The 14,131-nt window shown below is 40.9% G+C and carries 7 protein-coding genes; 5 read left to right on the top strand and 2 right to left on the bottom strand.

The window, feature by feature from the left end; genetic code table 11:
* Positions 1-37: 37 nt before the first annotated feature.
* The gene (locus FVQ77_10070; GenBank protein ID MBW8050663.1) at positions 38-2,470 is read right to left on the bottom strand and encodes a TonB-dependent receptor; all 2,433 of its coding nucleotides are present in this window, start codon (positions 2,468-2,470) and stop codon (positions 38-40) included.
* Between the two features lie 231 nt (positions 2,471-2,701).
* Between FVQ77_10070 and FVQ77_10065 the strand changes: the two genes are divergently transcribed.
* The 5 genes from FVQ77_10065 (at position 2,702) to FVQ77_10045 (ending at position 9,595) form a co-directional block, all read left to right on the top strand.
* The gene (locus FVQ77_10065) at positions 2,702-3,487 is read left to right on the top strand and encodes a T9SS type A sorting domain-containing protein (protein ID MBW8050662.1); all 786 of its coding nucleotides are present in this window, start codon (positions 2,702-2,704) and stop codon (positions 3,485-3,487) included.
* A gap of 198 nt (positions 3,488-3,685) precedes the next feature.
* Complete coding sequence (locus tag FVQ77_10060; protein MBW8050661.1) at positions 3,686-4,180, top strand: GNAT family N-acetyltransferase; 495 nt, start codon at positions 3,686-3,688, stop codon at positions 4,178-4,180.
* Positions 4,158-6,020, top strand: a complete 1,863-nt coding sequence (locus FVQ77_10055; protein MBW8050660.1) for an FAD-binding protein — start codon at positions 4,158-4,160, stop codon at positions 6,018-6,020. The genes FVQ77_10060 and FVQ77_10055 overlap by 23 nt, the downstream gene beginning before the upstream one ends.
* 411 nt (positions 6,021-6,431) lie before the next feature.
* Complete coding sequence (locus FVQ77_10050; protein MBW8050659.1) at positions 6,432-7,247, top strand: SDR family oxidoreductase; 816 nt, start codon at positions 6,432-6,434, stop codon at positions 7,245-7,247.
* Between the two features lie 11 nt (positions 7,248-7,258).
* Complete coding sequence (locus FVQ77_10045) at positions 7,259-9,595, top strand: tetratricopeptide repeat protein (GenBank protein MBW8050658.1); 2,337 nt, start codon at positions 7,259-7,261, stop codon at positions 9,593-9,595.
* A gap of 259 nt (positions 9,596-9,854) precedes the next feature.
* On the opposite strand, the gene FVQ77_10040 is transcribed toward FVQ77_10045, so the two are convergent.
* On the bottom strand, positions 9,855-14,131 hold a 4,277-nt coding region (locus FVQ77_10040; protein MBW8050657.1), incomplete at its 5' end, for a T9SS type A sorting domain-containing protein.

The following is a 14,131-nucleotide window of genomic DNA, read 5'->3' as shown; positions in this document are numbered from 1 at the left end:
TATCTATCATAGGACAAATTATAAAATAATACTTTTTCTAAAACTTCAAAGTATACTGCACGGTAAACGTCCTGGGCGGTTGGATTTGCAAAGGCCTTACCATGTATTCGTGGTTCAGCAAATTTTTGATGATGACAGCAATCTTTGACGATTTACTCATTTCATAAGAGGCACGTAGATCAAATAAATAGTCGCCTTTGTTGTGTTCCTGCCTATATTTTTTTATATCCGGTGGTAAACTTTTCCCCTGTGAACTAAGATCCTCAAATACTTTATCAATATTTTTCATAAAACTGAAGTACCTGAAACTTATCCCTAATGAAAATTTTGAATAAGAAATTTCCACATCAGCTTTAGTCAGATGCTGGAAACGATACTTAAGTATACCTGAAGTATCAGTACTGGAGCTTTTATAAGATATTTGATTACTAATAATAGTAGTATCATTAGTAAAAGGATTTATAGCTATTCGTTTTGTTGAATCAATAATTAAATCAGGAGTAAGAGCAATAGGGTTGGTAAATGTATGACCTGCTAAAACATTTATAGTCATTCTACCTATCTTTCCATGACCAACAAGAGAAAAATCCAATCCTGATATCCTGGCTTTACCAACATTTATTGACTTGAATCCAAAATTTTCAGCAATTTTAAAAAGGTTGGTATTGTTACCCCACAATCCAAAATTAAATTCAATAGCATTGGTTATTTCCTGTCTGAAATAAGCCAGATCAAGGTATCCGTAAAATTCGCGTAACTTAATTCCCTGTTTGATGCCCACTTCGGCATTCCAACTGGTTTCTTCTTTTACATCGGGATTAGGAAAAACTTTCATCGCTCCGACAGTTGTAATGATATATTTTTCCGATATTGTAGGAAAACGAAAGCCCTGTCCAAAAGAAGCTCTCATATAGGTTTCTTTTAAAAGCCGTGCACTTACTCCTGTACGAAAAACCGTCTTGGCTCTCTTATCAATATTATTAACATTAAAATATTCCCGTCTTGCCCCGGCAGAAACCGTGATCCTTTCGTAGAATTTCTTGTCTAATTGTAAATAACCGGCAACGTTTGCAGCCGTGTTTACACCTGAGCTGTCTTCATTTCCTTTATATATCTCAGCGTTTGACTTCGTATAAGTTGACATAATGCCGGCTATTGCAGTAAAATCCTTGATCTTGTTGAAACGTTTTTGATGTTGATATTCACCAAAATATATAGTGGACTGATTGGCCTGTCTATTATCGTTATCGAAATCAATATAATAAACCCTGGTTCTCAAACTATATCTATTGCCTTTCTTGTCATTATAATTGACAAAGGGATCAATATTGAAGGCAGTCGATGGACAGGTGCAGGTGATTCCACCCGGATAAGAAAGATACAGGCCTGTATCTGTATCAAGCACCAGAAGATTGGAGGTAAATTGTGCATACATGGCATTGAAATTCACGCCAAAGTCAAGCCCTTCAATTTTTTCAGAACGGTACCTCAAATTGGTATTCAGCCTGATACGATTTTCAAAAGAACCGTTGTGTGCAGGAATAGTATCTCCGTTATTTGATATTGCCGGAGGCGAGCCTCCGACATAGCTATCGTCTAAATAAACATTTCCACCAATCACCAGGTCAAGATTTTTATTAATTATCCTGGAATGAAAGAAATTCATCCCTGTAAACACCGGATTGGCTTCTCCCCAATAAACAGCATGTTTTCTTTGTGGCTGATCGTAAAAACCACTTTGAATATTTATTTTTGTTTGAGGTTCCGCTTTTGGATAGGCAGTTCTGATGTTGATAACGCCACTAAGGGCAGAAGAACCATACAGCACAGAAGATGCACCTTTTATTATTTCAATTTGTTCAAGGTTTTCAAACGGGAAAAAATTCCATTCCGGTCTGTTAGCGTCTCCTGAAAGCAAGGGCATGTCATCCACCATGATCATAACCCGGCTTCCGGCCCCGAAACTATAACCGCTCCCACCTCTGATCTGTACCTCTTTATCAACGAGTTGTACGCCAGGTACCTGGTCTATTACTGTCTCCATGTTTGTGGTAGCTTTATTTTCTACAATATTTGGTTTGATCACTTCCATAGATACAGTAATATCTTCAATCCTTTGTTCAAATTTTCCTGCAGAAATAACTACTGTACCTAACTCAGTAGCTTCTTCTTCCAGGGCAATATCTATTGTTACTGTTTTTCCGGCTATTACTTCTATAACTTTCAATTGAGATGTGTAGCCGATAAAGCGATATAAAAGCGTATGCTTCCCTTCTGATACTTTTAATTCATAATTTCCATTAAAATCAGTTGCCGTGCCTGATGTGTCATCAAGAACTACGTTTACTCCGACCAATGTTTCCTGGGTTTTTGCATCTGTGATCTTACCTTTGATGGTATTTTTTTGTGCAAACAACAAGGCAGAGAACAAGCTGAAGGCGATTGTTAATAAGATAAATATTTTTTTCATTAAATCAGAATGTCTGAAATTAAAGCGTAATAATACAAATTAATTTAAAGTTTTTAAAAAAATTGTTATTTTTGTATAAAAATTATTCCAAATAAATGTTATTTAATGTAACTTTGTCCCGCACATAACCGCAGCATATAAAAAGAAATTATGTGCTGGACAAGTTTATGTGCGGGGCTTTGCAAAAAATATTAATCTTCATCCTTATTGGGGTACAAAACAATAAATATTATGAAAAAATTACTTTACACCCTTATAGTTTTGGGGGTTTCGGCATTCCAGGTTGTAAATGCCCAGATATGCAACCCTGATTTAAGCATTACAACTCCAGGTATTTTCCCTGATACAGCAATCGGGATAGATAGCGCTGAAGTTGGTATTCCTTATTGCCAGGAAATACAAATAAGAGTACCACCCGATACGGTTGATCCAACTTCAGGTCTTTTTTTAAACATAAATTATATCAAGTTGGATACTATTAAAGGATTACCAACTACGTTCACTTATGCTTGCAATCCTGGTGACTGTAGTTTTCCTGGAAACAGCAATGGTTGTATGTTGATCACAGGCACAGCTAATGCGGGTGATACTGGAATTCATCCTTTAATGGTATTTTTGACTGCCAACGTTACAGAACCTATATCCGGTGCTACTTTTGATGTACCAGATTCGGTAGAAGAATATACGCTTGTAGTTATGAGTGCAGGTTTTGGAATTCCTTCTTGCGCAACTGGGATAGAGGAAATCAAGGCTTCAAAATTTGCTGTTGTCCAAACCATCCCCAACCCCTTCACTGATAAAACCGAGATCATATTTTCTTTACCCACAGCAAGCGCTGTTGAGTTTAAAGTATATAATTTGTTAGGCAAAGTGGTTTACAGGCAGAATATCAAAGCAAAGGCAGGGGTGAATACGATAGAATTTATTTCAAAGGGTTTACCATCGGGTATCTATCTGTATAGCTTGCGTAATGAGAGCAGTCGTGTAACCAGGAAAATGATCATTAGTCAATATTAGTCATTGGTCAATAATAGAAAATATTGATAGAAGATTGACGACTGAAATTGAGCTTTTTAAGACTTTTTCCTGGTATTTAATTGGTTTAACTACCGGAATTGCAAGTTTATTATTAACAGACTAAAAAAGTAATAATGTGGTGGTTTATTTTTATATTAATAATAGGATGGTATTTGCTCTTCTCAAAGTCTAGTTACGATGACTAATTTTACAGTTACACCTGTCCCAACCCCATCGGGGACGCAATCGGTGGAAGTATTACAGATCGTTAAATCTACAGAAAACGAAATTGCCCAAATGCACGCTCTTGGCAAAAAAGCCAGCGATGAAGGTGTTATTGATCCGGTCACTAACGATGAACTAAAGAAAATGGTCTCAGATAAAGGTCATTATGTGATTTGTGCAAAAGAGGGGGACAAAGTTATTGGATTTGCTACCAACCAATATGCCTGGGGAAAAATACATATTCTTGATATCGTGGTTGATGAAAATAAACGCAGAAGTGGCATTGGCAGAAAAATAGTTGAACACCTCATTGCTCATTCAAAAGAAAAAAAATTAATAGAAACCTATTGCGAGGTTAAAGCAAAAAATACAGCATCCCTAAAATTATTTAAAAGCCTGAAATTTAAAGAGCGGCTTTTTTGTGAATTGATTCCTGGTGGTTTTTATGGGCTTTATCTTGAAAATTAGTAATAAGTTGCATAACTCAAAGAAAATAAAACCACATTATTATTTTACGGACCGCTGGCTTCTTTTGTCCGGAATACCAGAATCCCAGGTAAAAGCTAAAAGCATTGAGGCAAAAAAACGTGCTAAACGGTATCCAGCGCCTCATCGTTGGCTATGGTTCATTAATTTGTGGATTATCAATTGGTTTGGACCTGTTTTTATCTTATTTCAATTTAAAAGAGCTGGAAAATTGCCTGATGATAGATTTGAGCTATTCATACGGCGTCTTAGGGAACACACCGTTTCATTAATTCGTCTTACAGGTGTTTTTGTTTTAGCGCCATTGATTGAAGTCCTTGTCGAAGAAAAACCACCAAACCGCTTAGCCGAACACCCATTAGAAAAATATGCTCCACCTGCAATTGCACAAGACGTTTATTCTGATGTGATAATCATTGGATCTGGTGCAGGGGGCGCTCCGGCAGCTTTGGAGCTTAGCCGTAAAGGACTGAAAGTTACGGTGGTTGAAAAGGGAGAGATCATTAAATTGGATGCTGCCCCCCGAATGATAGAAAAGTACTACGTAGGGCAAGGTTTGACAATTTCGCTAAACGGGGGACTTTTATTAGTATTGGCAGGTTCTACGGTAGGAGGTACCACATCGGTTAATTCAGGAACATGTTTAAGGCCGCTCAAAGAATGTTTAAGTATATGGGACGAGCAACTAAATACAAATTTTGCCGGGGGCGCACTAAATTCCTATATTGAAGCGGTTGAAAAGCAGATCGGGGTAGGTGTGCTTCCAAGGTCTTTACTCACAAAATCCGCTATACTGTTTGAAAAGGGTTTAAATGCATCAGGCAGACCCGGTGCCTATGTACTTCCTCGAAATGCACCTGCATGCCAGGGCTCCGGACGCTGCTATCTGGGTTGTCCTACAGGATCAAAACTAAGTACGGATTATTCTTACCTGCCTCAAGCTGTTAAAGCAGGAGCCAGGCTGCTCATTAATACCAAAGCTGTAAAGATAGTTGAGAAAAAAGATAGTGTGCTGGTAGAGGTTAAAGGCCCTGATGGTGTTCGGTCTTTACGTTGTGAGCGTTTAATAATTGCAGGCGGGGCATTATATACCCCCGGCATTTTGCGTAGCAATCATCTTGGCGCTCATTGGAGGCAGGCAGGCAAGCACTTAAAAATCCATCCCGCCACCAAAGTCTTTGCATATTTTCCAGATCTTCATCATGGAAAAAACGGGATCCCACAAGGTTTAGGCTACCGTCCACCTGAACTTCCCCGTATTACACTTGAAGAAGCGCATGCACCCAAAAGCCTCATTGGCCCAATACTTTCAGTAAGCGGAAAAAGGTTTAACTGGTGGTTGGATCATGCTGATCAACTGGCAAGTTTCGGGCTTATGCTGCGTGATCGCAGTAAAGGAAGTTTGCGTGAAGTCAATGCTCACCCGTGGATAAACTATAAGCTTCACCCCGATGATGTTAGGGATATGGGAGCAGGAATACTGCTTATTGCAGAAGCATTTTTTGCTGCCGGTGCAAAGCGTGTTCTTTTACCGTTAACCGGTAAGCACCAAAAAGAATTTAGCAGCCTTCAAGAGCTCAATGAACTAAAACCCGAACATTTCCATCCCAAAAGCATGACGATCAGTGGTTTTCATCCACAGGGGACTGCCGGGATGGGAAGGGTGGTTGATACCAACCTCAAGCTCATAGGTTCCGAACGGATTTTTGTCTGTGATGCCTCTGTATTCCCTGATTCGCCTGGGGTTAATCCCCAGATCACGATAATGGCGCTCTCTTTAAGGCTCGCTGATGAGTTGAGCAGGAAAGGTTTAGGCACTTAAAAAGCATACTTTGATAACATGTTAACGATAATTTTGTTGATACAAATTAATCAACTGGAAGTCGGCAGTCCACAGTCGGCAATCGGCAAAAATTACATACTGCTGTTTGTGGACTGTGGACTGTAGACTGCCGACTGCCGACTTGTATCATACCGGTAAAAAAGTATTTCCCGCTGGAAGCGGTTTTTATTAAAAACTTGTTTTGAATAAAGCTAGGTTCTTAAAGGTGCTTTATAGTTAACTGTTTTAACGATAATTAGATAAGAAATTAATCATTTTATATTATTCAGTATAGCGCCTTTACTACGAATTACGAATATTTTTACTCGTTTATTCGTAATTTGGGGAAATTCGTAATTCGTAGGAGATTAACCACGAAGTACAGTATTCAAAAAATAAAAATATTATAAAATGAAAAAAACAGTCTTAATAACAGGCTCCTCCTCAGGTATCGGAAGGGCTACAGCAAAGTTATTCCAGCAAAAGCAATGGAATGTGGCAGCAACGATGAGATCCCCGCAAAAAGAGAAAGAACTTTCCAATTTAGAAAATGTAATTTGCCCTCAACTTGACGTAATGAAAGTAGAGACTATCAGGCAAGCTATTGAAGAAACAAAACAGAAGTTTGGCGTGATCAATGCTGTTGTCAATAATGCAGGGTATGGATTGGTAGGTCCATTTGAGGCAGCCACGCAAGAGCAAATTCAAAGACAATTCTCTACAAATGTATTTGGTTTAATGAATGTTACAGGAGAAGTAATACCCTATTTCAGGGAAAGAAAGCAAGGAACAATTGCTAATATTGCATCCATAGGTGGGCGGGTGACCTTCCCCTTATACAGTCTATATCACGGCACTAAATGGGCAGTGGAAGGATTTTCAGAATCATTGCAGCATGAATTGAAACCTTTTAACATAAAAATCAAAATTATAGAACCAGGCCCCATCAAAACTGATTTTTATGACCGTTCTATGGATCTAATGTCAAAAGATGGTTTAACCGCCTATGACAGCTACATCAACAGAGCAATGCCAAACATGAATAAATCTGGAGAAACCGGCTCACCTCCAGAAAAAGTTGCAAAAGTTGTCTATAGAGCTGTATGCAGTAATAGTTGGCGATTGCGTTATCCTGCAGGTGGTAATGCAGGATCTATACTTTTTTTGCGAAAAATTCTGTCAGATGGCTTGTTTAACAGGATGGTGAGGATGATTGCCCTGAAGTAAATTAATTTAATATGATCATTAGAAACAAATCAATACCAGAGCATGGTGCAGGGCGCATAGCCCCGCCAGTTGGCGGGGAAAAAGGGCTTGAGCGTAGGGTACCCCGCCAGTTGGCTGTGCTATGCACTATGCGTACTGCTTTTCTTCAAATTATCCTCCTGATCAGCTTATTATCTGTTTCAGACACCTTTGCTGAGCAATCCCCATTAAATAAAAACGATTTAACGGGGCAGGCAAAAATAGACAGCCTCCTGACCGTTCTTAAAACGGTCAAAGATACAAACAGAGTTCTCGTGCTTAATGCTTTATCCTGGGAATACAGACCCATTGACCCTGATAAAGCCCTTTACTACGGAAAGCGAGGATTAGCCTTAGGGAAAAAATTGAGCTATAAATCCGGAATTGCAACTAGCTTAAATAATCTTGGTAACGCATATCTGTTTCAAGGCAGCTACGAAAAAGCCATAGAATATTTCCGGCAAGCATTAAAAAGCCAAAAAGAATTGGGAAACAAGCAAACAATGGCAGCAAGCATAAATAATATCGGGGTTGCTTATATGTATCAGGGCGATTACGAAAAAACCCTGAAATATTTCATCAAATCCCTTAAAATGAGAGAAGTATCAGGAAATACGAAGGAAATTGCGGCAAGCTTAGGAAATGTTGGCATTGTTTATTATTACCTGGGCAACTACAAAAAAGCAATAGAATATTACCTGCAATGTTTAGATATAGCCAGAGAATTGGGTGACAAACAATTAATTTGCGGAACGTTGAATAACATTGGGGCTGCTTACCAGGATATAGCCAGATACGAAAAAGCCATAGACTATTACCGGCAATCAATAAAATTAGCGGAAGCATTGGGGCACAAGCAATATATTGCAGCAAATCTGGTAAATATGGGGGATGTTTATGCAAAACAGGAAAATTATCAAAAAGCGATCAAATCCTGGCAAAGAGCTTTGAAAGTAGAAGAAAAGCTAGGAGAACAACACGTAATTGCAGAAATTTTGAATAATTTGGGGGAAGTTAGCAGCGTTCAGGGCGATTACGAAAAAGCCCTGAAGTACAGCAAAAAAAGTTTAGCTATTGCAAAAGAAATAGGTTCAAAAGCGAATATAAGAAATGCTTACAACAATCTTTCTGGAATTTATGCCAGACTTGATCAATTTAAAAGTGCCTACAAATACCACCAATTATTTTCCGAAATAAAAGACTCCCTTTTCAACGAGCAAAGCAGCAAACAAATAGCAGAAATGCAAACCAGGTACGAGACAGAAAAGAAAGAAGAACAGATAAAATTATTTATGAAGGATCTGCGTATCAAGGAGCTGGAAATAGCCAAAAACCAAAGCTTACAAAGCCGGCAAAAAATAGTGATCATTGCTGTGATTGCAGCATTGATCTTAATTTCAGCATTAGCCTTTTTAGCGTACAATCGCTACCGTTTCAAACAAAAAGCAAATGCTTTATTAGAAAAGCAAAAAAAGCAAATAACCGATAGCATCAATTACGCCAGCCAGATCCAGCAAGCCATACTCCCCCAAAATGATTTTGTAAAAAAATTATTACCCAATTCTTTTATATTATTCAAACCAAGAGATATCGTTAGTGGAGATTTTTATTGGCTTGCTTCCTTACCTGTCATTCCGGGTGCAGGGAAGGGTAGAAGCGTTGGCGTGAACGAGCCTGCCCGCCAAAGCAAAGACAGCGCAATGGCAGGCGGGGAATCTCCTGAATCACTACCTGTAATTGTAGCGGCTGTAGATTGCACCGGTCACGGTGTGCCGGGCGCGTTTATGTCGATGATCGGTAATACCCTTTTAAATGAGATCGTTAATGAAAAAGGCATAACAAAACCTTCTGATATTCTCGCAGAATTAAATACAGGGATCAAGAAAGCCTTGCATCAAAACGGACAAGAAACCCACTCAGATGATGGCATGGATATATCGCTTGTTTCCATTGATCCTGAAAAACGCAGGATTAGTTTCGCAGGCGCAGGACTACCGTTATATATCGCTTCAAATGGGATCTTAAATGAAATTGAAGGAAATTCTCATGGTATTGGCGGTGGAAGAAAGAAAATAATCAAAAACTTTACCCACCATGAATATACATTAAAAAAAGGCGACACCTTATATCTTTCCTCCGATGGATATGCTGACCAATTTGGCGGGCCTGATAATGATAAGTTTATGACCGAAAGATTCAAACGACTCCTGGAAGACATTCACCCCTTACCTATGGACGAGCAGCGGCAAAAATTAGAAAGTATCATTGAGGAATGGAAAGGTGGAAAAAGGCAGATTGACGATATCCTGGTGATGGGGGTGAGGATCTAATTGATTGTATTGGAATTACAATGTTTTAAATAAACTGATATTTAAATCTATCCTTTGTACTCTTAATGAACAGTTACTGGGCTCTGGTTACTGGGTTCTGGTTTATTTGCTTTCGGTAGGCAGGTTGGTAATTCTTTCTGACATTATTCACTACCATCACCCAGTACCCAGTAACTAACTTATTATTTTTACTTCGCTTAATTTTTAGTAATTTCATTGTTTAATCTAAGTACGAAGTTAAGTTCTAATAATTATGTCCTTATTCTAGTATCACTTTTCTGTTAACTGTACCGTAGGTGGTAATGACCTGTAATTGATATACTCCTTTTGCGAATTTATCCAGATTGATCTGTTTTCTGTAAGTTCCTGTAAATTGACTTAATTTCTCATAATATACTTCTTTTTTCCTACCAGTCAGGCTTATTATTTTTACCTGTATATCTTCCACCTGACTTATCTCCATTTCTATGCTAAATTCACCAAGATTGGGGTTTGGATATATGTTGATACTATTGACAAAATCAATATCCACTATTCCTGTTGGCTCAACTACTGTAATCGTATCGGTTGCAGTACAACCATTCCCATCCGTAACTGTCACATTATAAGTACCGGCACATAAACCCGTAGCTGTTTGTGTGGTTTGGTTGCCTGTTGAGGCATCCCATAGGTATGAATATCCCCCCGTACCCCCTGTGGCGGTTACAGTTGCAGAACCATCGCAATTCCCTGAAGTGGCATCTGTTGAATCGGTTGATAACAGAAGAGCTGCCGGTTCATTAATAGTAACGTTTACACCGGCAGCGCTGCATCCATTTGTATCAGTAACAGTAACATTGTTTGTGCCTGCACACAGTCCAGTTGCGGTTGAATCGGTCTGACCATCATCCCATAAATAGATATAAGGCGCAGCGCCTCCTGTTGCACTTACAGTGGCATTGCCATTACAGTCTCCATTACAAAGCACATCATTGCTGGTTGAGATGCTTGCAGTAGGTGCTGCTGGTTCATTAACCGTAACCGATGTTGTTGTAGTACAGCTATTAACGTCTGTCACTGTAATGGTGTATATTCCTGATGTCAAGTTGCTTTCAGTTGCTCCAGTGCCTCCACTAGACCATAAATAGGTATAGCCACCTGTACCTCCTGTGGCTGTTACCGTTGCCGAACCATCAGCGTTGCCGCAAGTGGCATCGGTTGAAGCGGTTGTTAAGCTGATAGCTGTGGGTTCAGTGATGGTAACATTTACGATTGAATTACATACGTTGGAATCGGTAACAGTAACGTTATATGTGCCTGCACACAACGCTATTGCAGTTGAATCAATTTGGCCATCATTCCATAAATAAGTATAAGGTGGCGTTCCACCTGTTACACTTACGGTGGCATCACCGTCACAAGACCCGTTACAGGTTGCATCAGCGCTGGATGAGATGCTTACTGTGGGCGCTCCTATATTATTAACTACCACTGTTGATGAAGTAGTGCATCCATTGGCATCTGTTACGATAACGTTGTAGATCCCAGATGCGAGGTTGCTGTCAGTTGCTGCTGTGCCGCCGGTAGACCATAACCAGGTATAGCCACCTGTACCGCCTGTAGCTGTTACAGTTGCCGAACCATCTGCATTGCCGCAGGTGGCATCGGTTGAAAGGGTTGTTAAGCTGATAGCAGGCGGTTGATTGATGGTAACATTTACAATTGAATTGCATCCACTTGCATCGGTAACAGTAACATTATATGTACCTGCACACAGTCCTGTTGCTGTCGAATCTGCCTGGCCATCATCCCACAACCAGGTATAAGGTGGAGTTCCTCCCGTTGCACTTACGGTAGCATCTCCGTTACAATCTCCGTTACAAAGTAAATTAGTGCTGGATGAGATGTTTACAGCAGGTGCACCAATATCATTAACTGCCACTGTTGCTGAAGCAGTACACCCATTTGTGTCTGTAACGGTAACGGTATAGACCCCTGATGTCAGGTTGCTATCAGTCGCTGCTGTACTACCACTTGACCATAGATAGCTATATCCACCTGTACCGCCAGTAGCTGTTACCGTAGCCGAACCATCTGCAAACCCGCAGGAGGCATCAGTTGAAGAGGTAATTAAACTGATAGCAGTTGGTTCTCCAATAGTAATACTTGCCACAGAACTGCATCCGTTGGTATCCGTAACAATAACGTTGTATGTGCCGGCACATAATCCTATCGCTATTGAATCAATTTGTCCATCATCCCATAAGTAGGCGTAAGGTGGTGAACCTCCTGCAGCGCTTATGGTGGCATCACCGTCACAAGCTCCGTTACAGGTCACATCATTGCCGGATGAAATGCTTACTGTGGGCGCTCCAATATCATTAACTGCTACTGTTGATGAAGCAGTACATCCATTGGCATCTGTTACGGTAACGTTGTAGATCCCAGATGCGAGGTTGCTGTCAGTTGCTGCTGTGCCGCCGGTAGACCATAACCAGGTATAGCCACCTGTACCGCCCGTAGCTGTTACAGTTGCCGAACCATCTGCATTGCCGCAGGTGGCATCGGTTGAAGTGTCTGTTAAGCTGATCAGGGCCGGTTCATTGATGGTATCACCGGTAGTTACTGTGCAGTTGATAGAATCGGTCACAATAACAGTGTAGATCCCTGAGATTAAATTGCTGGCTGCAATGGTGGTTTGTGCTGAGGGATCATCCCACAGATATGTGTAAGATCCAATTCCTCCGGTTACACCAACCGCAGCAGAGCCATCTCCTGCTCCATTGCAGGAAATATCAACCTTTGAAGCAATAATAGCAGTTAATAAGGGAGGCGCTGTAATGGTAATATTTGAAGTGGCAACACATCCTGCAGTATCTGTAATTGTAACAGAGAAATTACCGGCACACAAACCAGTTGCTATAGAGTCAGTTTGAGCAAGCGAATCACTCCAAACATAGGTATAAGGAGGTGCTCCGCCTGTTACAGAGACTGTTGCATCGCCATCGCAAGTATCACCACAAGTAGCATTAGTGGTTGAAGTGATAATAGCCGTAGGAGCGCCGGCATCATTCACTGAGATAACCGCATTAGATGTGCAACTACTTGTATCGGTAACAGTAACAGTATAGCTCCCGGCTGGTAATCCTGTAGCAGTATCGGTGGTCTGTGCACTGGTATCATTCCACAAATAGGTATAAGGCCCTGTACCACCGGTTACAAACACTGAAGCTTGTCCATCAGCAGCTCCGCAAGTAGCATCAACGCTGCCGGTAGTGAGTAGTAGCGCTGCTGGTTCAGTAAGCGTTACCGAATCACTATCTGTGCAGCCATTAGTATCAGTGACAATAACACTATAAGTAATACCGGCTGACAAACCTGTTTCGGTTGTATCAATGCCACCGGAAGACCAATTATATGAATATGGACTCGTTCCTCCTGACGCATTTACCGTAGCTGTTCCATCAGAGCCTCCATTACAGCTTACGTTTGTTGAAGAAGATAAAACTGCGGTGGGCAATGGATTAACGGTTACGGATGTTGGTGCAGATGTTGAACTGCAACTATTTATATCTGTTACAGTTACAGAATAGGAGCCGTTGGTGCTAACAGTGATGCTCTGAGCAGCAGCCCCGGTTGACCATAAATAGCTGTTTTCAGGGCTTGATGTTAATGTTATGCTGTCACCAACACAGAAAGATGTTGGCCCGCTTGTCGTGATAACAGGAACGGCCGGATTTGGATTGACGGTTACAGAGGTTGGTGCAGATGCAGCGCTGCAACCATTAATATCTGTTATTGTGACCGTGTAAGACCCGCTGGCAGTAACATTAATGCTCTGGGTTGTTGCACTGGTTGACCATAAATAACTAAACGCAGCGCTGGATGTCAATGTTACGCTATCGCCCTGGCAAAAAGTAGCAGGCCCCCCTGCAGATATGATTGGTGCAGCCGGGTTTGGATTCACGGTTACTGAAGTTGGTGCAGAGGTTCCGCTGCAGCCGTTTCCATCGGTTACCGTTACGGAGTAAGATCCACTGACACTGACGGTGATGCTTTGAGTAGCAGCGCCTGTTGACCATGAATAACTGGCAGCAGCGCTGGATGTTAAAATTACGCTATTGCCATCACAAAAGGTTATCGGCCCGCTGGCAGTTACGATCGGGGTAGGGTTTGGATTTACGGTTACTGAAGTTGGTGCAGATGTGGCACTGCAACCGTTGATATCTGATATTGTAACAGTATATGAGCCACCTGTACTAACAATGATGCTTTGTGTTGTTGCACTGGTTGACCATAAATAACTATTTGCAGCGCTGGATGTAAGTGTTACACTGCCTCCCTGGCAAAAAGTAGTAGGACCGCCTGGAGAGATGATTGGTGCAGCCGGGTTTGGATTTACGGTTACTGAGGTTGGTGCAGATGTCGAGCTGCAACCGTTGACATCTGTTACAGTTACAGTGTAGGATCCCGGTGTACTTACAATAATGCTTTGAGTTATCGCACTGGTTGACCATAAATAGCTGACAGCAGGACTGGCTGTTAGTGTTACACTGC

Source organism: Cytophagales bacterium (assembly GCA_019456305.1).
Classification (GTDB): Bacteria; Bacteroidota; Bacteroidia; order Cytophagales; family VRUD01; genus VRUD01.
Note: the sequence above shows the minus strand (reverse complement) of the source record. Positions and strands in the feature narration are given on the sequence as shown.

Excerpts from the sequence above, each read along its gene's own strand:
- FVQ77_10070 (MBW8050663.1), bottom strand. The coding sequence starts at position 2,470 with ATGAAAAAAATATTTATCTTATTAACAATCGCCTTCAGCTTGTTCTCT.
- FVQ77_10065 (MBW8050662.1), top strand. The coding sequence starts at position 2,702 with ATGAAAAAATTACTTTACACCCTTATAGTTTTGGGGGTTTCGGCATTC.
- FVQ77_10060 (MBW8050661.1), top strand. The coding sequence starts at position 3,686 with ATGACTAATTTTACAGTTACACCTGTCCCAACCCCATCGGGGACGCAA.
- FVQ77_10055 (MBW8050660.1), top strand. The coding sequence starts at position 4,158 with ATGGGCTTTATCTTGAAAATTAGTAATAAGTTGCATAACTCAAAGAAA.
- FVQ77_10050 (MBW8050659.1), top strand. The coding sequence starts at position 6,432 with ATGAAAAAAACAGTCTTAATAACAGGCTCCTCCTCAGGTATCGGAAGG.
- FVQ77_10045 (MBW8050658.1), top strand. The coding sequence starts at position 7,259 with ATGATCATTAGAAACAAATCAATACCAGAGCATGGTGCAGGGCGCATA.